The following is a 19,480-nucleotide window of genomic DNA, read 5'->3' on the forward strand; positions in this document are numbered from 1 at the left end:
TTTTGATTACTAATTACTAATGCTGTGAAACGCAGAAGATAGCAAGCCAAAAGCTTCATAACCAATTTTATTTAGGAAAATCGGCAGAAGATCATCTTCAGCCGATTTTTTTTGTGAATCAACTATTCAAATAAACCAAAGAATTAAAAAAAGGGATTATCTTTGCACCACATCAACACAAACTAATTTTCATGAGTTCAGATTCTAGCAAAAGGTACGCGCAAAGAGGTGTTTCGGCATCAAAAGAAGACGTGCACAACGCCATAAAAAACATTGACAAAGGTTTATTTCCGCAGGCATTTTGTAAAATTGTTCCAGATTACTTAACACAAGATTCAGAGCACTGCCTTATTATGCACGCAGACGGAGCAGGAACAAAATCCTCTTTGGCTTATATGTATTGGAGAGAAACTGGAGATCTTTCAGTTTGGAAAGGAATTGCTCAGGATGCATTAATCATGAATATTGATGATTTATTATGTGTTGGTGCTACCGATAATATTTTACTTTCTTCAACAATTGGAAGAAATAAAAACCTAATTCCAGCTGAAGTTATTTCGGCAATTATCAACGGAACAGAAGAATTAATCAACGAATTAAAATCGTTTGGTGTAACTATTCATTCAACTGGAGGAGAAACTGCAGATGTTGGAGATGTAGTTCGTACTATTATTGTAGACTCTACGGTAACAGCACGCATGAAACGCAGTGATGTTGTAGATAATGCCAATATAAAAGCAGGAGACGTTATTGTAGGTTTGGCTTCTTTTGGTCAGGCTTCTTATGAAAAAAGCTATAACGGCGGAATGGGAAGTAACGGACTTACATCAGCACGTCACGACGTTTTCGGGAAATATTTGGCTAAAAAATATCCAGAAAGTTATGATGCAGCAGTTCCAGAAGAATTAATCTATTCAGGACAAGTTAATTTGACTGATGAAGTAGAAAATAGTCCAATCAATGCTGGACAATTGGTACTTTCTCCAACAAGAACGTACGCGCCAATCATCAAGAAAATTTTAGATAAATATACACCAAAAGATATTCACGGAATGGTGCACTGCAGTGGAGGAGCGCAGACAAAAATTCTTCATTTCGTGCAGAATTTACATGTAATAAAAGACAATTTGTTTCCAGTTCCGCCATTATTCAAGTTAATTCAAGAGCAGTCAAAAACAGATTGGAAAGAAATGTATCAAGTTTTCAACTGTGGTCATAGAATGGAAATTTATGTTCCAGAAAATATTGCACAAGATATTATTGAAATCTCAAAATCATTCAATGTTGATGCGCAAATCGTTGGTAGAGTAGAAGCTTCAGAAGAGAAGAAACTTACTATTACAAGCGAATACGGAACATTTGAATATTAATTTTTTTCTGTAGAGACGCACCTCGGTGCGTCTTTCGTTATTTTAGAGGCACTGCGGTGCGTTTCTACAATTTATAAATCCCATTCTATTATGTACGAATTACTTTTTTGGAAATACCTAGATGAAATCTACTTGAATAATCAGGAAGTTTATGAAGCACTACTTGAAAAAGAAGAAGTAGAAGGTCTGGCTGTTCTTCAAATTGATGTAATCGTAAATAGAATCAATTCTGTTTTTTCTGACTGGGAAAGAGTCGATGAAAACAGCTGGAAAAATCCAAAAGGAAAAGGAGCATTTCAAGTTATTACAACACCTCAAAGCGTAAAAATTGACTGCTACGGTACAGAAGGAAAAACCATGAATAAATTAGTTGATGTCATGGAAGAATTCAAATGTCCGCTTTACGATCCACAAGTTCCAGAACGCTACGACGAAATGAATGAGTGATTTTTTAGTTGTTAGTTGTTAGTTGTTAGTTGTTAGTTATGGAATTAACCATCACTTATAACAATTCACAATTTACAATTCACCATTCACCATTCACCATTAAAACTAACCATCTTTCAACAATAAATTCTGCTCTTTTCTCAGTTTAATAACTAATTGATCTACATATGTTTTTACTTTCTGCGGAAGCGTATTCCAAGCAGTATCTTTCGTAAAACTTCTGCAATCATCTAAATCGCATTCAACCGCGCGAATAACATATTTTTTATTCTTGTAAACTGTGATAATTTTTACTCTGCGTACTTCGCCATATTCGGTTTTAGAGCCGTAAACAATTATCGGTTCAATATAACCATCGCCGTCAAGATCTTTAAGTGTACAGTATTTTGTCCAAAACCATATTGTGGTTTCTTTCGGAATATAATCTTCAAGTAAATCATTGATTCTCCATTTTTCTAAAAAACCGCCATGATCATTCATGACACAAATTGCTTGTATTTTGGTATTCAGCGTGTCTTTTTTAGAAATGTTTTTTTGATTCTCGGTGAAAACCAAATCATAAACTCCTCCTTTATCTTGATATTCAATTGCTTTGTAAATTGGGAAATCTGTAATCTGATCAAGTTCTCTTTGTATAATCTGCTCTTTTGTCAACTTATAACTTTCAATTTTTTGAGCGAAATTGAGAGTTGAATTAATAAAAACAAGGAACAAAAATATCTTTTTCATTATGGGAGCTTTAGCTTTTCAAAGATATTCAAATAGATTTTAGTTTAAAATTTTTTAGAAACTCTATTTTATTGTAATTTTCTAACCAAAAGTTACATTTTCAAATTCCTAAAACTAATCCAACTATGAGGTTATTAATATTTTTCTCGTTGTTCTTTTACAATCAGTTTATTAATGCGCAAAAAATAACTACAACAGAAATTCACGAGCCGGTAGATTTTGTAAATCCATTAATGGGGAGTGATTCTAAACCAGATCTTTCAAACGGAAATACCTATCCGGCAATTGCATTACCTTGGGGAATGAACTTTTGGACACCTCAAACAGGGAAAATGGGAGATGGATGGATTTATACGTATTCGGCAGATAAGATTCGAGGATTCAAACAAACACACGCGCCTTCTCCGTGGATGAACGATTACGGTCAATTTTCGATAATGCCGGTTACTGGTAAACCTGTTTTTAACGAAGACGAAAGATCAAGCTGGTTTTCGCATAAATCTGAAACTGTAAAACCTTATTATTACAGTGTTTATCTTGCAGATTATGATGTAACCACAGAAATAACCCCAACAGAAAGAGCAGCTTTTTTCAAATTTACTTTTCCTCAAAATGATAAATCCTACATTGTCGTTGATGCATTTAATAAAGGATCGTATATCAAGATTATTCCAGAAGAAAATAAAATAATTGGTTACTCGACTAAAAACAGCAGGGGAGTTCCTTCCAACTTCAAAAACTATTTTGTAATTCAATTTGATGTGCCTTTTGAAGAAATAAATACTTTTAGTGATAAAACTTTAAAAAAAGAGCAAGAAGTTACTGCAGACCATACGGGAGCTGTAATTGGTTTTAAAACTAAAAAAGGGCAAATTGTTACAGCAAAAGTGGCATCGTCGTTTATCAGTTTTGAACAGGCAGAATTAAATCTAAAAGAAATTGGCTCTAATAGTTTTGAAACCGTTAAAGAAAAAGGAAGAGAAGCTTGGAATAAGAAACTTGGACGTATTATTACAGAAGGCGGGACAAAAGAACAAAATCAAGTTTTTTATTCTTGTTTGTATCGAACAATGCTTTTTCCTAGAAAATTTTTCGAATATGATAAAAACGGAAATATTGTTCACTACAGTCCATACAATGGAGAAGTCTTACCAGGATATATGTTTACAGATACGGGATTTTGGGATACTTTTAGAGCATTGTTCCCTCTTTTAAACATTTTGGAGCCAGAGTTAAATTCTAATATTCAGGAAGGACTTTTAAATGCGTATCAAGAAAGCGGCTGGCTTCCAGAATGGGGAAGTCCGGGTTTACGCAATGTGATGGTTGGAAATAATTCAGCGTCAGTAGTATCAGAGGCGTATTTAAAAAATAAAGAAAAATACAAATATGATATTGAAGCGTTGTATCAAGCTTTAATTCACGGTGCAAATAACGAAGGTCCGCTAAATGCTGTTGGAAGACTTGGAGTTAATTATTATAACAAATTGGGTTATGTTCCTTATGATGTTTCGATTAACGAAAGTGCAGCCAGAACTTTAGAATATGCCTATGATGATTTTTCGATTTATCAATTGGGAAAAGCTTTAGGCAAACCAAAAAAAGAAATAGATTTATACAAAAAAAGAAGTTTAAATTATAAAAAATTATTTGATCCCGAAACTAAGCTGATGCGCGGTAAATTAGCAGACGGTAAATTTATGAGTCCGTTTAATCCTTTTAAATGGGGAGATGCTTTTACCGAAGGAAACAGCTGGCATTACACTTGGTCTGTTTTTCATGATGTTGACGGATTGATAAATCTGATGGGAGGAAAAGCTAAATTTGCTGCAAAACTGGATGAAGTTTTTTCACTAGAACCTATTTTCGATGAAGCCTATTATAAAGAAGTAATTCACGAAATTCGAGAGATGCAGATTGCCAATATGGGTCAATATGCGCATGGAAATCAGCCGATTCAACATATGATTTATCTATATCCTTACGCTGTTCAACCTTGGAAAACACAATATTGGGTTCGAGAAACAATGAACAGAATGTACAAACCAACACCAGATGGTTATTGCGGCGATGAAGATAATGGACAAACTTCTGCCTGGTATGTTTTTTCTGCATTAGGATTTTATCCTGTCTGCCCAACTTGCAGCGAATATGTTATTGGTGCTCCGTTGTTTAAAAAAGTAACGATTAGTCTTGAGAACGGAAAGCAGCTTATTATTAATGCGCCAAAAAATAGTGATCAAAATAAGTATATAGAAAAAGCATCATTAAACGGAGTTGAATATAATAAAAGCTTTTTCTCGCATCAAGATTTGATGAATGGTGCGGTGATCGATTTTGAAATGAACAATATTGAAAATAAAAACGGAAAACCTAAAACAGCTCCATTTTCACTTTCTAAAGAAAAATAAATTAAAACGTAAATATGAATAAATTTAATCTTCTAAATTTTTTGAAAAGCATTTTTTTATTGTTAGCGACAATAAACTTAGGCAATGAAATTTATGCTCAAAAAAAACAGGATAATTTAAAGAATCTAATTCAATATGTGGATCCAATGATTGGGACTGCAAAAATGGGACATACATATCCAGGCGCTACAGTTCCTTTTGGGAGTGTACAGTTAAGTCCAGAAACAGATACAATTGCTTACAGCCTGAACGGAAAGTACAACGGCGAAGTTTATAAATATTGTGCAGGATATCAATATGAAGATAAAACAATTGTAGGTTTCAGCCACACACATTTTAGCGGCACGGGACATTCAGATTTAGGTGATTTTTTGATTATGCCGACAACGGGAAAATTACAATTAAATCCCGGTGTCGCTTCTAAACCTCTGTCGGGTTACAGATCGGTATTTTCTCATTCTACAGAAAAGGCAGAACCGGCCTATTACAGCGTCTTTTTAGAAGATCATAAAATTAAAGCAGAACTTACAGCGACAACGCGTGTTGGAATGCATCAGTATACTTTTCCAAAGTCAGATGATGCGCATATTATTTTGGATTTAACTTCAGGGATTTACAATTATGATAAAAAGAATGTCTGGACTTTTGTAAGGGTTGAAAATGATACTTTAATAACAGGTTATCGCCAGACCAATGGCTGGGCAAGAACCAGAACAGTTTATTTTGCCATGTCTTTTAGCAAACCTATTAAAAGCTACGGACAGGCTGCGCAGGAAAAAAGTGTGTACAGAGGTTTCTGGGGAAGATTTGACCAGACTAAAAATTTTCCAGAAATGGCAGGTCAAAACTTGAAATTATTTTTTGATTTTGATACCAATGAAGGAGAAAAAATTAAAATAAAAATGGCTTTATCTCCTGTAAGTTCAGCAGGTGCATTAGAAAATATGAAAAAAGAAACTCCAAATTGGGATTTCGAAAAAGTTAAAAAACAAAGTCAGGAAGTTTGGAATACAGAATTGAATAAAATTCAGGTAGAAACGATTCAGAAAGAAGATTTAGTTAACTTTTATACCGCGATGTATCATGCGTTTCTTGGTCCAACAGAATACATGGATTTAGATCGAAATTATAAAGGTCTGGATATGAATGTTCACAAAGCAGAAAACTTTACGAATTATACCAGTTATTCGCTTTGGGATACTTATCGAGCTCTGCATCCTTTATTTAATATTGTACAGCCAAAACGAAATGCCGATATGGTAAGTTCCATGCTTGCACATTCAGATCAAAGTGTCCATAAAATGCTTCCAATCTGGTCGCATTATGCTAACGAAAACTGGTGTATGATTGGCTATCATTCTGTTTCTGTTGTTGCAGATGCCATTGTGAAAGGAAATATCAATTTTGATGCTGAAAAAGCACTGCAGGCTTGCGTAAATACGGCAAAAGTACCGTATTATGATGGATTGGAATATTACATGAAAAAAGGCTATGTTCCAGAAGATAAAAATGGTTCGTCGGTTTCTAAGACTTTAGAATATGCTTATGATGACTGGGCAATTGCTCAGGCAGCCAAGAAACTAGGGAAAACAGAAATTTACAATGAGTTTATCGAAAGATCTAAAAACTATAAAAATGTTTACGACGAAAAAACATGTTTTATGCGTCCTAAATTAAATGACGGAACTTTCAAAAAAGAGTTTGATCCGCTGGATACTCACGGACAAGGTTTTATTGAAGGAAATTCGTGGAATTACAGTTTGTATGTACCGCACGATCCAGCCGATATGATTAAATTAATGGGCGGAAATGACAAATTTAAAGTGCGTTTAGATTCTCTATTTAATATGCACTTACCAGACAAGTATTTTGAAAATACAGAAGATATTACAAGAGACGGGATTATTGGAAATTACGTCCACGGAAACGAACCTTCGCACCACGTTGTTTATTTGTATAATTGGACAGATTCGCCTTGGAAATCACAGGATAAAATTAGAATGATTCTTAAAAAAATGTACCGAAATGGAGCAGACGGTTTAGGCGGGAATGACGATTTCGGACAAATGAGCGCTTGGTATATTTTCAGCAGTTTAGGTTTTTACCCTGTTGCACCGGGTTCTGAAGAATATGCTTTAGGAAGTCCGTTAGTTAAAAAGGCGGTTTTCAATTTAGAAAACGGAAAAAACTTTGAAGTAGAAACCGTTAATCAATCGGATAAAAATGTTTTTGTAAGCAAAGTGCTTCTGAATGGAAAACAATTAGACAAACCGTTTTTGAAGCATGATGATGTTTTAGCCGGCGGGAAGATTACGTTTTATATGAGTTCAAAACCAAATAAGAAGAAGTATTAGTAGGTAAGGTGCTGAGAATCTAAGGTGCTAAGGTCCTAATTGTAAGGGTTTAGTAAAAATCTTGATGCATCCTAACGTGTTTTTAAAACCTTTTAGGTTTTGGCTAAAACTGTTACCCTGAGCGAAGTCGAAGGACTTTTAAATTAGTAACGGGCTTCGACTTCGCTCAGCCTGACAAATAATTTAACTCAGTCTGACAATTTACAGTAATTACTTTAATTTGTGAATTCGTGGCAAATAACAAAAAACTTCACGAAATTTGCATTTCAAATAAAGACCATTAAATATGAAAATAAATTTAAAATCAGGAATTGATAAACTGCTTTTCGGAATGAAGCAGAACGATGTAACGGCTGCTTTAGGAAAACCTGATAAAAACTATAAAGACGAAGATGATAATGTAATTTTCGTGTACAACGCACAAAAAATCAGATTGACATTTTATCAGGAAGAAGATTTAAAATTAGGGTATCTTGTTGCGTCAAGCGCAGATTTAGAAGTTTTCGGATTCAACTTAATCGGAAGAAAAATTGCTGATGTAAAGAAAGATTTTGCAACAAAAGGAATTACCAAATACAATCAGGAAACTTTTGATACTTTCGAAAATTACTTTAATGAAGACAATTGGTTTATTCTCCAGACAGAATTTGATGAGGTTGTAAAGTTCGAAATAGGAGCAATTATCAATAATAAAGACGAATTTGACTGGAAGTTTCCAGTGAAGAAATAAAGCTTTAAAAAACATACAGCATATTTATTGCGAGGAACGAAGCAACCTCATTAATATAAGTTCTAATTAAAAAACAGATATTTAGGATGAGATTGCTTCGTTCCTCGCAATGACAAAAACAAAAAAACCGACAATCACTTGTCGGTTTTTTTTATGTTTTAAAAAGAAATTATCCTTTTAACCATGCATTTTTAAGTTTCTCTTTTGAAGCATCAGTTGCTTTAAAAGTTTCAGCCTCTTCGTATGGTAATTTTACGGTTCCTTTAATTGTTTCTTCTTTTGTACCGCGTTTTACTTTTAAAGTGATTGGATCATTTTCTTTCCAGTTTTCACTTTCCGTAATCAAATCGTAGATGTTGTCTAGAGAATATGATTTGTTATTTACAGCTAAAATTTTATCGCCGCCTTTTAAATTCAAGTTTTTAAAGAATTCGATTGATTCTGATTCAGGACGAACTGCGATTTCTTTTGTTGCTTTATCAATAGTAATGTAAGGAGTTTGTCCTTTAATGAACGGATTTCCAGCTTTTTTCTCACTTGCTTTTGTAACACCAACTTTTGCTAGATAAAAATCGTAAGGAATTGGAGTAGTTCCCGCAACATATTTATTCAGGAATTCGCCCACTTCAGGGTATGTTAGTGAAGTTATTTTTGCGAATAATTCATCATCATTAAAAGGTTTTTCAACACCATATTCATCTGATAATTTATGCATTAAATCAAGAATACCTCTTTCTCCGTTGCTTTTTTCTCTAATGATAATATCAATACACATTCCGATTAGAGCTCCTTTTTGATATACATTTAAGTATTGGTCTTTATAAGGTTGTTCTAATACGTTTTTACTCATTACTGTAAATGACATTGTATCATTTAAGCCTTTTGCTTGTTCAATTTTATCAGCGATACGAGTATAAAATTCTGCCTCATCAATTAAACCTTGGTTGATTTGGAAAAGATTAGCAAAATACTCCGTTACACCTTCATACATCCACAAATGCTCAGACATTTTTGGTGCGTTATAATCAAAAAACTGGATTTCTTTTGAGTGAATAGTCAATGGTGTTACGATATGAAAAAACTCATGAGAAACAACGTCTTTCATAGATTCAACCAATTTTTCTTTCGGCATGGATTCTGGTAAAACTACAGTTGTAGCTGTAGGATGCTCTAATGCTCCAAAACCATGTGCATCATCTTTTGCCATACTAGACAAATATAATAACACTGTATATTTTTTAGTAGAATTTACTTTTCCTAAAAAGTTTTTCTGAGCAGTCATCATCGTTTTCATGTCTGGCGTGATACTTTCTGCAGTAAATTTTCCTGTCGGAGAATAAACAGCAATTAAAATATCCATTCCGTTTACATTAAATGTAGTGTAATCTGGCTTAGAATACATAATCGGATTTTCGACTAAAACTGCGTAACGAGAAGTCGTAAATACATCAGAAGTATTGCTGGCATCTTCATCTGTCATAGAAGTAGCGCCCCAAAGTGTTTCTGGATGTGTAACAGTAACTTTGTAAGGAACGTCTAATTTGTCTTGGAAATATCCAACAAAACCATGCGTGTTTAACATGAAATTTTTCCCTGCATCAATATTAGTTCCTGCTGGAGAAAAAACATCATCGTTACCAAATCCTGTTCCTTTTTCAGTATCGAAAGTATCGTTTACTAAATAAGTAATTTTTTTTAAAGTCTTCGCATTCGAAATAGACCAAGAGTTATCGTCGATTCGTTTTACAGTAAGTGCAGCCCCTTTAGCATCAAATGCTTTAAAGTCTTCTGAATACTTTCCGTAATTGTCTGTAGAATAAGTTCCAGGAACTGTTTTAGGAATGCTGTAAATAATTTCATCTGTTTTAATAGCAGGAGGCGTAACTGTTACCAAAACTTTATCATCTTTAACGTCAGTCAAATTGATGTTAACCTCTACGGTATTGCTTTTTGCGGCTCCAGTGCTACCTGTTTTACAGCTCCAAAATGTGACCGCTAGAGCTAAGGTGTAAAGTATTTTTTTCATTTCTATATGTTTAGTTATGTGTATTTGACACAAAAAGTTTAGAAAAGTTACTAAAAAAATTACATTAAATTAAAAATAAAAAAAAACTCCTGAAAAACAGGAGCTTCAAATTTAGTCTAGTTTATTTTTTATATAATATTTTCCATCCAAATCTTCATCAAAATCATCTATTTTCACTGGTTTTGGTTTTGGTTTGTTTGCAATCGCCTTCTTTTTCCACATCTCAAATTTTTCAAGAGGCATCTTCTTCTTCATGATCTCCAAGACTTCTTTTTCTGCTAATCCAAATTCTTTTTTAATAATTTCAAATGGATTTCTTTCTTCTAAAGCTAACGAAACAAGCTTTTCAGTTTGTTCCCAAGTCAATTCTTTACGGTTACTCTTTTTCATCTCGTGAAAATTAATTCAAAATAGGGTGTTAATGATTAATAGATTGATTTTCAATTTCTGTATCAATATTAAAAAAAAAAATAATAAGTTGTTGCCGTAAAGTATACTTTTTTTAGTGATTTTAACTGTTTTTGAAAGATCTTGATTTTTGAAATGGTATTTTTAGCAGATTCTTCAATTCATTGTTTTCTTTGGGCTCCATATGTGTATCTACACCATAAACAAGCTGATCTTTTGGTAAATACGTAAAAGTTCCAAAAATTCTATCCCAGATAGAAAAGATGTTTCCATAATTGCTGTCCGTATAAGGAAGAACATAGTGATGATGTACTTTATGCATATTAGGTGAAACTATAAAGTAACTCAACAAAACATCTAGTTTTTTAGGAAGCGAAATATTCGCATGGTTAAATTGTGAAGCGATAACAGATAAAGATTGATAGAGAAATACCATCCACATAGGTGTTCCGATAATTAAAACTCCCAAAGTGGTAAAAATAAACCGAACAACACTTTCACCAGGATGATGTCTATTGGCAGTTGTAGTATCAATCCAAGTATCGGTATGATGGACTATGTGAAACTGCCACAGAAATTTCACTTTATGCTCTACGAGATGTGCGAGATACGCGCCAATTAAATCAAGGAGCATTAAACCAATTATGGTATAAAGCCAGATTGGCATTTCGGGAAGCCATTGTAAAAGCCCAAAATTATTTTCAATTGTCCATGCCGCAGTTCCAATTAAAATAAATGCTAAAACAAAATTGACAACGATAGTGGTAAATGTAAAAAAGAAATTTATTCCCGCGTGCGGCCATTTTTTATACTGCATTCGCAACAGCGGAAAAGTATTTTCGATTAACCAGAAAATTGTAATTCCACCAACCAGAATCAAACTTCTGTGGGAAGATGGAATCGTACTGAAGTAAGAAATAATTTCGTTCATAATACATCAATATTTGAGTTAAAATGAAGTTTTCTTTTCGGTTGTATCCAAAGAAAAAGAGAAAATCAAATATAAATATATTGGATTTTCTCTTTGAAATTAATTAAATAGTAACTTATAATTATTATTAACTAATTTTTATAAAACTATTTTTTCGGGTTCACCCTCTTGCTTTAGTAGATTTTTATAGATGAATCCTGCTGCAATTGCACCTAAAATTGGAGCTGCCCAAAAAAGCCAGACTTGAGATAATGGTTCGCCTAACGTAAAAACTGCCTGAGAAAGTGATCTTGCAGGATTTACAGAAGTGTTTGTGATTGGAATACTAACTAAATGGATTACAGTTAGTGTTAAGCCAATCGCAATACCGCAAAAATTACTATTAGCGAATTTGTCTGTTGCACCAAGAATAATTAAAATAAAGAACAAGGTGAGAACAAATTCTGCAATAAAGGCAGCTTGTAAAGAATAACCGTCAGGAGAAAATGCTCCAAAACCATTTGATGCAAATGCTCCAGCTTTAGTGTTGTCAATTACGAAGCCAGCTTTTCCAGATGCTATAGTATACAATGTACCAGCTGCGGCTATAGCTCCAATACATTGAGCTATAATATACGGGATAAGATCTTTAGTTGGAAATTTACCTCCTGCCCATAATCCAAAAGAAACCGCAGGATTGAAATGTCCTCCAGAAATATGTCCAACAGCATATGCCATTGCTACTACTGTTAAACCAAAAGCCAATGCAACACCAGCAAATCCGATTCCTAATTCTGGATAACCCGCAGCAAATATAGCACTTCCACAGCCTCCAAAAACAAGCCAATAGGTTCCGAAGAACTCAGCAAATAATTTTTTCATGATAAAATAATTTAATGGTTAATGTTAGAATGTATATTGGTATGCCCAATAAATTAAAACAATTTGTAAGGGCAAACGTACAAATAAAATCCATCTTGGTAAACCAAAACCTGCTTTTTTATTTTTTAACATGTAAAAATTTGCGGGAAAAACAGCAGCAAGCAATGCTATGATTCCCCAGGCGGCGAAGTGAGTAGTAAAAGGCAGGGTGAGAAGGATGCCTAAAATAATTTCGGCAGCACCACTTAATGTATTTAGTAATTTAGGGTTTTTAAATATAGGAGGAATGATTTTGATGTACATTCCAGGTTTTCTAAAATGATTAATTCCAGCAAGTATATACAATAAAGCCATTAAATATAAATGCCAAGGTAAAGTCATGATCTATAATTGTTTATAACGAATTTATAAAAAAATTAACAATTATTGCATTACAGAAGATATTTTTTTAATAATGCGTATTCTGACTTATTTTTTTGACTTGAAATTTACGTTCATGATAATTATGGCAAGTATAATTAAAACAATTCCAACCCATTGAGAGAAGATTACTTTTTCATTTAATAAAACATACGCCATCATAACAGAAACTGGCAATTCGAGTGCAGAAACAATACTTCCAAGCCCAATACCAGTAAGTGGGAAACCAATATTCATTAACATTGGTGGAATTATTGTTCCAAATAAAGCCAATACGATTCCCCATTTTAAGAAAATTTCAAAATTAAATGCCGTTACCTGAGTTGCAAAGGCAAATGAAAAAACAATAATAGACCCGCCCAAAAGCATATAAAGACTTCTTTGTGCCGAGGAAATTTCGGTAGCAACACTATTTGCCGTAAACATAGTTGTAGTGAAAGATGCAGCAGCTAAGATTCCCCAAACCAAACCTCTCCAGTCTAGCTGTATGTCATTGTTGATGATATTTGTTGCTAAAACAGTTCCAAAAAGAACAATAATTACGGCAATAACTTTTTGTTTAGAAGGCAGTTTTTTTTCTAAAATCATTTCTAATAAAACTCCCATCCAAACGGTCTGCATCAATAAAACGATTCCAATAGAAACTGGGATATATTTTACAGCCAAATAGTAAAACAAACTTGTCATTCCCAATGAAGTTCCAGCAAGCATTAGGCTGAAAATATTTTTTGGAGTTGCTTTTACAGCCTGATTTTTATTTTTTATTCTCTGAAAAAGATTGATTAGCAAAATTCCTGTAATTCCGTAAATAAACTGTGAGGTTGTAACTTCTGCCGTCGTGTATCCTTCAGAATAAGCCATTTTTACAAAAGTAGCCAGCATTCCGTATGTTGTTGCTCCTAAAGCTACTAGAAAAACACCCTTTAGTACATTATTTTGCGAAGTCATAATTTATCTGTTTTAAAAAATTAAAGCCGGCAAAGGTAAGCTATTTTGTTTAGGATTTAGCAAAAGGAATGGTTAAAAACTGTTTTTACTATTGGTTAAGATTGATTTTAAAAGTCTAAATTATTAATTTCTCAATGTTTGGAGAATTTTCAAAACAAAAAAAACACCAAATTATATTTGATGTTTTTTGTATTGAATAAAAATGAATTTCTATTTATTATTTAGCTGGTTGATTTTGATAAGTTTCAATTTCAAAAACTAAAGTTGAATTTGGAGGGATCACTCCGCCTGCACCTTTTTCACCATAAGCTAAGTTAGAAGGAAGGAAGAAAATTGCTTTTTCTCCGTCAGTCATCATATCAAGAGCTTCAATAAAGCCAGGAATCATGCCTTCCTTTTTACCTACTGTAAAAGGAAAAGCTTTGTAACCGCCTTGAGCATCCCTGTTTGCATCATACGTTCCGTAAGTTTTAGTTACTTCAGCAATACTGCTGTCAAACAATTTACCATCTTCAAAATATCCAGCGTAATGGAAATAGATAGTTGAACCTTCAGCGCCTTTTACACCAGTTCCTTGCTTCGTAATAACATATTTTAAGCCAGAAGTTGTTGTTGTAGCTTTTGCCTTTGTTGTCGCAAAATAAGCAGCTTTTGCAGCTACTACTTTTTTAGCTTCTTCTTTTTTAGCAGCTTCCTTTTTTACATCATCACTTAAAACTTTTAAGGCATCAAATTTCTTTGCTGCTGGACCTTTACGTGTAATAACAATTTTTGTCATTACATCGTCCTGAACAATTTTATTTACATTATCCATTCCTGAGACAACATGACCAAAAATTGTATGTTTTCCGTTTAACCAAGGTGTATCTTTATGTGTAATGAAAAATTGACTTCCGTTTGTTGCTGGACCAGAATTTGCCATTGCAAGAACACCGCCTTTTTCGAATTTTAAATTGTCTACAAATTCATCTTTAAACGAATACCCTGGACCTCCAGAACCGTTTCCGTCAGGATCACCACCTTGAATCATGAAATCATTAATAACTCTGTGAAATTTTAGTCCGTTGTAAAATGGTTTTCCTTTAAGCGATGCTTTAACGTTAGGATTTGTACCTTCTGCCAAGGTAATAAAGTTTGCAACTGTAACAGGAGCCTTTACATATTCTAAAGAAAGAACAATATCTCCTTTTGTTGTAGAGATTGTAGCAAAAATCCCTTCGTTAGGATTTGTATTTGGTTTAGCAGCAGGTTTAGCAGCAGTTGTTGTTTTTGCTTTTGCAGCAGGTTTAGCTGCCGGCTTTTTAGTTTGTGCCTGCATATTTACAATTGCAAGGCAGAATAAAAATAGAAATTTAAACTTCATTACTTTTCAGATTTAAGTCTATGATGAACTGTCTTATTGTTTCTCTAATAATTGAACTTCGAAAATAATATTCGCATTTGGTGGAATTACACCTCCTGCACCAGTTTCTCCGTATGCTAAATGAGATGGAATAAAAAGAATAGCTTTATCGCCAAAAGAAAGCTGCTCAAGTCCTTCGATGAAACCAGGAATCATACCGTCTTTGCTTCCGGCTTTAAATGGAATTGGCTGATAAGCTTTTGCAGCAGCTCTTGCAGCATCAAATTTTCCGAATTGTTTTGCAACATCTTCTATGCTGGTGTCAAATAAAGTTCCGTCTTCAAGAAAACCAGCGTAAGCAATAAATACTTGAGTTCCTGCTGCAGGTTTTTTACCAGTTCCTTTTTCAGTAATAAAATATTCTAAACCGCTTGTTGTTTTAGTAACTTTTGGTTTTACAGAAGCATAATAAGCTGCTTTTTCTTTTTGAACTCCTGCAGATTTGCTTTGTTCTTTAGCGATTTCAGAAAAATAGTCATGAAATACTTTTACAGCGTCAAACTTTTTAGCAGCTTCACCATTTCTAATAATAGTTACAGCAATAATATTATCACCTTGAACTACTTTGTTTACTACTTCTTGATTTTTTGCATCAACAACATGACCAAAAATAGTGTGTTTATTATCTAACCAAGGAGTTTCTACATGAGTAATAAAGAACTGGCTGCTGTTTGTTCCAGGTCCGTTATTCGCCATTGCTAAAACACCAGCTTTGTCAAATTTTAAATCTGAGAATTCGTCTTTAAATTTATATCCCGTATCTCCAGAACCAGTTCCTAAAGGGTCCCCAGTTTGAATCATGAAGCTTTCTATAACTCTATGGAATTTCAAACCATCAAAAAAAGGTTTCTTTTTTAGATTTTCATGCGTTACAAATTCATTTTTTCCTTCTGCCAGCGTTACAAAGTTAGCAACCGTAATTGGTGCTTTTTTGTAATCAAGTTCTACAATGATGTGTCCTTTGTTTGTTTCGATGTCGGCATATAGACCATCTGGCAAGTTACTGTGATCGTCTTTACAAGAATAAAATGAGCTAATGGCTATTAATAATAATAAAATAATCTTTTTCATTTTAAGAGATTGTTTTTTATGGAGTTAATGTATCTTTTTTTACAGGTGCGGCAGGTTTTGGCGCTGCAGGTTTTGGGCTTGCTGTTGTTGGCGTTTGGGCTGCAGGAGCTGCAGTTTGAGCACTTGGATCTGGAACAAAATTTCTAAGTGTAACGGTAACAATTAACGATTCGTTTGGCCCAATTTTTTTGTTATCTCCATGATATCCATATGCCATATGCGATGGAAATAAGAAAGTCACGGTTTCGTTTTTATGCATTCTTTTGATTCCGTCGCGTAATCCCATCATAATGTCTTGTTTGTCTACATAATAAGTCTGCGGACCAAGATCTGATTCCGAATAAATTACACTGCCCTTAATATCTTTTACTTCTAAATTAAAGTAAGCAATATCGCCTTTTCTTGGAGATGCTGTTTCGGTTGTGTTTTTCTCCTCATAATTAAACCAATAGCCTTTTGGAGTGGCATAATATTTAACTTTTGGATTGCTTTTGATTATTTTTTTAATGACATCTTCTTCATTTGCCACTAATTTTTTGTTTCGGTCAGCAGATTTTTTCATGAATGTTCCCGAAGCGCTGGAAATAGGTCTTCTGGCTTCTTCATGATGCTTACAGCTGATTAATAAGGCAGCAAAAAGCAAACTGTAAATACTAAGTTTTAGGTAATTCATGATTCGGTTATAATGTTAGTTTTTTTACTAAATCTTCAAATTTCTTTACAGTTTCTTCCATCGAAACTTCAGATCTTCCGCCGGCGGCATTACTATGTCCGCCTCCGTTAAAATGGTCTCTTGCAAATTGGTTTACATCAAAACCTCCCTGCGAACGGAATGAAATCTTAATAATTCCCTCGTCTTTATTTTCAATAAAAATAGCAGTAAAAAAGATATCTTTTATGCTTAGGCCATAATTAACAATTCCTTCTGTATCACCTTTAACATAGTTAAAAGAATCTAGTTCTTCTTGTGTTAACGTCATATAAGAAGTTTTATGCTCTTCGAATATTTTCATATTCTGTAAAGCTCTGCCTAGTAACTGTAATCTGCTGAACGAGCTGTTGTCAAATAATAACACTGGAATCTGTGTGTTTTCTACTCCCAGATCAATTAATTCAGCGATAATTCTATGCGTATTTCCTGTTGTTCCCGGAAAACGAAATGAACCTGAATCAGTTAAAATTCCTGTGTAAATACAAGTTGCGATGTTTTTGTCAATATCTTCTTTTTTGTTTAAGAAAGTGATAAAGTTGTAAACCATTTCGCAGGTAGAACCATATGAAGGGTCAGAATAAGTATATGTGGCATAATCATCAGGTTTTTGATGATGATCGATCATTATGAAAACAGCATTGAGCTTTGCCAAAGTATGCTCCATTTCGCCTGTGCGATGAAAAGCATTAAAATCAAGCGTAAAAACGATTTCTGCTTCTTCTAAAATCTTGGTGCAGTTTTCGGTGTCTTTTTCGAAAATTTTTACAGTTTCTGATCCTGGAAGCCAAGCTAGAAAATTAGGAAAATCATTTGGAGCAATTACTGTTGCCTGATGATTATTTTTAATTAAAAAATGATATAATGCTAATGTAGAGCCCATTGCATCGCCATCCGGTCCTCTATGTGGAATGATGACAATTTTCTTTGGGGCAGCGAGTAATAATTGAATCGCTTGAATGTCTTGTATTTTCATAGTGTGCGAATTTACATTTTTTTAATGTAATGCTGAAAATATTTTTAGTCACAGTTTCTTTAGTATTCAGTTTATTTCAATATATAATAGCTTTTATTTAGAATTTAAATTTTGCGTATGAATTTTGAACGCGGATGTAACAGATTTGCTATCGCGAAAACGCAGATTTCAACGGATTTTTTTGAAACTGTTTAAGTTTCTTAAAAACGTTATATTTTGTGATGGGAAAATTTGATCCGTTGGAGATAATTAAGGTTTTATCTTTATGTTCCGTAGGAACTACACCTAGCAGATTGGAATTTGGAATTTTAAAAATTGGAATTTAACCTTTGATATAATCTATATTTAGCTCCTTTAACAATCTGAGATTTATAAATTCCGATAGAACCCGAAGAAAAATAGGCAATTGTGCAGGCTATTGCAATGAATATTCCAGGAGCAATTCCGAATAATTCCATGCCCATAATAGTGCAGGCGATAGGAGTGTGGGTTGCGCCAGAGAAAACAGCAACAAATCCGATTCCGGCTAAAAGAGCAATTGGCATCGGAATTATCAATGATAATGCGCTTCCTAAAGTTGCACCAACAAAGAATAGAGGAGTTACTTCTCCGCCTTTAAATCCGGCGCCTAAAGTAAATCCTGTGAAAAGAATTTTAAGTAGAAAATCATACCACTGGTTCGCATTTGAAAACGAGTCTACAATTACAGGAACTCCCAATCCTGAAAATTTGGTAAGTCCAAAACCTGCAAAAGCAACCGCTAAAACTACACCGCCAATAACGGGACGAAGCGGCGGATATTTAATGTTTTTGGAAAAAAGAGAACCCCAAAAATGAGTACTTCTTGCGAATAATAAAGCAGCAAATCCAGAAAGAATTCCAACAATTATGGTGAAAATAATGTTGTTGAAACTAAGTTCTGGAATAATAGGAATGCTGTAGTGAGTATGTTTTATTTCCCAAAATTCTACTGTAAAATAGGCTGCATAAGCGACTAAAAAAGAAAGTACAGTGCTTTTAAGATTAATTTTGCTAAAATATAAGACTTCTAAAGCAAAAATGGCACCTGCCAAAGGCGTTCCGAAAACAGAAGCAAAACCAGCACTGATTCCAAGAATGATAAGGATTTTGCGTTCGGAATTATGTAATTTAAAAATTTTGGTGAATTGATCAGCAATTGCACCTCCCATTTGTACTGCCGTTCCTTCTCGACCGGCAGAACCTCCAAATAAATGGGTAATTAATGTTCCTAAAAGAACCAAAGGCGCCATTCTAAAAGGAATAACTTTCTTAGGATTTTCGTACTCCTCCAGCAGTAAATTATTTCCTTTAACTACAGATTCTCCCCAGTAATAATAACTCAATCCAACTAGAAATCCGCCGAAAGGCAAAAGCCAGATAATCCAATCATGCTGCATTCTAAATTGTGTTACCCATTCTAAAGAAACCAAAAATAAGGCCGATGCAGATCCTGAAAATATACCTATTAAACTGCAGATTATAATCCATTTTGGAATAGATAATAGTGTTTCTTTTAGGTTTAAAGTCATGGATGTTTTTATGAAAAGTTTTTCAGCCACGAATTTCACAAATTTTCACGAATTAATATATTTTTAATTGAAGGAATTATAAATGAATTTAGAATCCTTTAATCTGTGGCGAAATTTTTAGTGTAAATTCGGGTAAT

General features: G+C 33.8%; 17 protein-coding genes. 5 read left to right on the forward strand and 12 right to left on the reverse strand.

Annotated elements, in window-relative coordinates; translation table 11 throughout:
• Nucleotides 1–191: 191 nt before the first annotated feature.
• Both HYN86_RS10940 and HYN86_RS10945 read left to right on the forward strand, forming a co-directional pair.
• Nucleotides 192–1,370, forward strand: a complete 1,179-nt coding sequence (locus HYN86_RS10940; protein ID WP_113678056.1) for an AIR synthase related protein — start codon at nucleotides 192–194, stop codon at nucleotides 1,368–1,370.
• 90 nt (nucleotides 1,371–1,460) lie between these two features.
• The gene (locus HYN86_RS10945; protein WP_113678057.1) at nucleotides 1,461–1,817 is read left to right on the forward strand and encodes a hypothetical protein; all 357 of its coding nucleotides are present in this window, start codon (nucleotides 1,461–1,463) and stop codon (nucleotides 1,815–1,817) included.
• Nucleotides 1,818–1,922: 105 nt separating this feature from the next.
• Here the strand turns inward: HYN86_RS10945 and HYN86_RS10950 are convergent, their stop codons facing one another.
• Nucleotides 1,923–2,546, reverse strand: coding sequence for a M949_RS01915 family surface polysaccharide biosynthesis protein (locus HYN86_RS10950; protein ID WP_113678058.1), 624 nt, complete (start codon nucleotides 2,544–2,546; stop codon nucleotides 1,923–1,925).
• Nucleotides 2,547–2,671: 125 nt separating this feature from the next.
• Here HYN86_RS10950 and HYN86_RS10955 point away from each other — a divergent pair, with 125 nt between their 5' ends.
• The 3 genes from HYN86_RS10955 to HYN86_RS10965 all read left to right on the forward strand — a co-directional run bounded on the left by HYN86_RS10955 (nucleotide 2,672) and on the right by HYN86_RS10965 (nucleotide 8,041).
• Nucleotides 2,672–4,957 carry a GH92 family glycosyl hydrolase gene (locus HYN86_RS10955; protein WP_113678059.1) on the forward strand — a complete coding sequence of 762 codons (2,286 nt, stop codon included), beginning with the start codon at nucleotides 2,672–2,674 and terminating at the stop codon, nucleotides 4,955–4,957.
• A 14-nt stretch (nucleotides 4,958–4,971) separates the two neighbouring features.
• Entirely contained in the window at nucleotides 4,972–7,311 is a 2,340-nt protein-coding gene (locus tag HYN86_RS10960; RefSeq protein ID WP_113678060.1) for a GH92 family glycosyl hydrolase, read from the forward strand.
• A 286-nt stretch (nucleotides 7,312–7,597) separates the two neighbouring features.
• Entirely contained in the window at nucleotides 7,598–8,041 is a 444-nt protein-coding gene (locus tag HYN86_RS10965) for a hypothetical protein (protein ID WP_113678061.1), read from the forward strand.
• A gap of 169 nt (nucleotides 8,042–8,210) precedes the next feature.
• Here the strand turns inward: HYN86_RS10965 and HYN86_RS10970 are convergent, their stop codons facing one another.
• The 11 genes from HYN86_RS10970 to HYN86_RS11020 form a co-directional block, all read right to left on the reverse strand.
• Nucleotides 8,211–10,067: a M61 family metallopeptidase gene (locus tag HYN86_RS10970; RefSeq protein WP_113678062.1), complete on the reverse strand. Its 1,857-nt coding sequence runs from the start codon at nucleotides 10,065–10,067 to the stop codon at nucleotides 8,211–8,213.
• A gap of 111 nt (nucleotides 10,068–10,178) precedes the next feature.
• Nucleotides 10,179–10,457, reverse strand: coding sequence for a DUF2805 domain-containing protein (locus tag HYN86_RS10975; protein ID WP_113678063.1), 279 nt, complete (start codon nucleotides 10,455–10,457; stop codon nucleotides 10,179–10,181).
• A gap of 121 nt (nucleotides 10,458–10,578) precedes the next feature.
• A complete protein-coding gene (locus HYN86_RS10980; protein ID WP_113678064.1) occupies nucleotides 10,579–11,406 on the reverse strand; it encodes a sterol desaturase family protein in 828 nt (275 codons plus the stop codon).
• A 138-nt stretch (nucleotides 11,407–11,544) separates the two neighbouring features.
• A complete protein-coding gene (gene aqpZ / locus HYN86_RS10985) occupies nucleotides 11,545–12,267 on the reverse strand; it encodes an aquaporin Z (protein ID WP_113678065.1) in 723 nt (240 codons plus the stop codon).
• Between the two features lie 24 nt (nucleotides 12,268–12,291).
• Nucleotides 12,292–12,648, reverse strand: coding sequence for a DoxX family protein (locus HYN86_RS10990; protein WP_113678066.1), 357 nt, complete (start codon nucleotides 12,646–12,648; stop codon nucleotides 12,292–12,294).
• An 87-nt stretch (nucleotides 12,649–12,735) separates the two neighbouring features.
• Nucleotides 12,736–13,635 carry an EamA family transporter gene (locus tag HYN86_RS10995; RefSeq protein ID WP_113678067.1) on the reverse strand — a complete coding sequence of 300 codons (900 nt, stop codon included), beginning with the start codon at nucleotides 13,633–13,635 and terminating at the stop codon, nucleotides 12,736–12,738.
• 217 nt (nucleotides 13,636–13,852) lie between these two features.
• Nucleotides 13,853–14,998 (reverse strand): peptidylprolyl isomerase, encoded by a 1,146-nt coding sequence (locus tag HYN86_RS11000; RefSeq protein ID WP_113678068.1) that lies wholly within the window; start codon nucleotides 14,996–14,998, stop codon nucleotides 13,853–13,855.
• A gap of 33 nt (nucleotides 14,999–15,031) precedes the next feature.
• Complete coding sequence (locus tag HYN86_RS11005) at nucleotides 15,032–16,108, reverse strand: peptidylprolyl isomerase (protein WP_113678069.1); 1,077 nt, start codon at nucleotides 16,106–16,108, stop codon at nucleotides 15,032–15,034.
• A 16-nt stretch (nucleotides 16,109–16,124) separates the two neighbouring features.
• A complete protein-coding gene (gene gldI, locus HYN86_RS11010; RefSeq protein WP_113678070.1) occupies nucleotides 16,125–16,781 on the reverse strand; it encodes a gliding motility-associated peptidyl-prolyl isomerase GldI in 657 nt (218 codons plus the stop codon).
• A 7-nt stretch (nucleotides 16,782–16,788) separates the two neighbouring features.
• Complete coding sequence (locus HYN86_RS11015) at nucleotides 16,789–17,793, reverse strand: DHH family phosphoesterase (RefSeq protein WP_113678071.1); 1,005 nt, start codon at nucleotides 17,791–17,793, stop codon at nucleotides 16,789–16,791.
• A 308-nt stretch (nucleotides 17,794–18,101) separates the two neighbouring features.
• Nucleotides 18,102–19,343, reverse strand: coding sequence for a voltage-gated chloride channel family protein (locus HYN86_RS11020; protein WP_113678072.1), 1,242 nt, complete (start codon nucleotides 19,341–19,343; stop codon nucleotides 18,102–18,104).
• Nucleotides 19,344–19,480: the final 137 nt, after the last annotated feature.

Source organism: Flavobacterium fluviale, assembly GCF_003312915.1.
Taxonomy (GTDB): domain Bacteria; phylum Bacteroidota; class Bacteroidia; order Flavobacteriales; family Flavobacteriaceae; genus Flavobacterium; species Flavobacterium fluviale.

Coding starts and splice junctions, on each gene's coding strand:
- HYN86_RS10940 (WP_113678056.1), top strand. CDS start 192: ATGAGTTCAGATTCTAGCAAAAGGTACGCGCAAAGAGGTGTTTCGGCA.
- HYN86_RS10945 (WP_113678057.1), top strand. CDS start 1,461: ATGTACGAATTACTTTTTTGGAAATACCTAGATGAAATCTACTTGAAT.
- HYN86_RS10950 (WP_113678058.1), bottom strand. CDS start 2,546: ATGAAAAAGATATTTTTGTTCCTTGTTTTTATTAATTCAACTCTCAAT.
- HYN86_RS10955 (WP_113678059.1), top strand. CDS start 2,672: ATGAGGTTATTAATATTTTTCTCGTTGTTCTTTTACAATCAGTTTATT.
- HYN86_RS10960 (WP_113678060.1), top strand. CDS start 4,972: ATGAATAAATTTAATCTTCTAAATTTTTTGAAAAGCATTTTTTTATTG.
- HYN86_RS10965 (WP_113678061.1), top strand. CDS start 7,598: ATGAAAATAAATTTAAAATCAGGAATTGATAAACTGCTTTTCGGAATG.
- HYN86_RS10970 (WP_113678062.1), bottom strand. CDS start 10,067: ATGAAAAAAATACTTTACACCTTAGCTCTAGCGGTCACATTTTGGAGC.
- HYN86_RS10975 (WP_113678063.1), bottom strand. CDS start 10,457: ATGAAAAAGAGTAACCGTAAAGAATTGACTTGGGAACAAACTGAAAAG.
- HYN86_RS10980 (WP_113678064.1), bottom strand. CDS start 11,406: ATGAACGAAATTATTTCTTACTTCAGTACGATTCCATCTTCCCACAGA.
- aqpZ (WP_113678065.1), bottom strand. CDS start 12,267: ATGAAAAAATTATTTGCTGAGTTCTTCGGAACCTATTGGCTTGTTTTT.
- HYN86_RS10990 (WP_113678066.1), bottom strand. CDS start 12,648: ATGACTTTACCTTGGCATTTATATTTAATGGCTTTATTGTATATACTT.
- HYN86_RS10995 (WP_113678067.1), bottom strand. CDS start 13,635: ATGACTTCGCAAAATAATGTACTAAAGGGTGTTTTTCTAGTAGCTTTA.
- HYN86_RS11000 (WP_113678068.1), bottom strand. CDS start 14,998: ATGAAGTTTAAATTTCTATTTTTATTCTGCCTTGCAATTGTAAATATG.
- HYN86_RS11005 (WP_113678069.1), bottom strand. CDS start 16,108: ATGAAAAAGATTATTTTATTATTATTAATAGCCATTAGCTCATTTTAT.
- gldI (WP_113678070.1), bottom strand. CDS start 16,781: ATGAATTACCTAAAACTTAGTATTTACAGTTTGCTTTTTGCTGCCTTA.
- HYN86_RS11015 (WP_113678071.1), bottom strand. CDS start 17,793: ATGAAAATACAAGACATTCAAGCGATTCAATTATTACTCGCTGCCCCA.
- HYN86_RS11020 (WP_113678072.1), bottom strand. CDS start 19,343: ATGACTTTAAACCTAAAAGAAACACTATTATCTATTCCAAAATGGATT.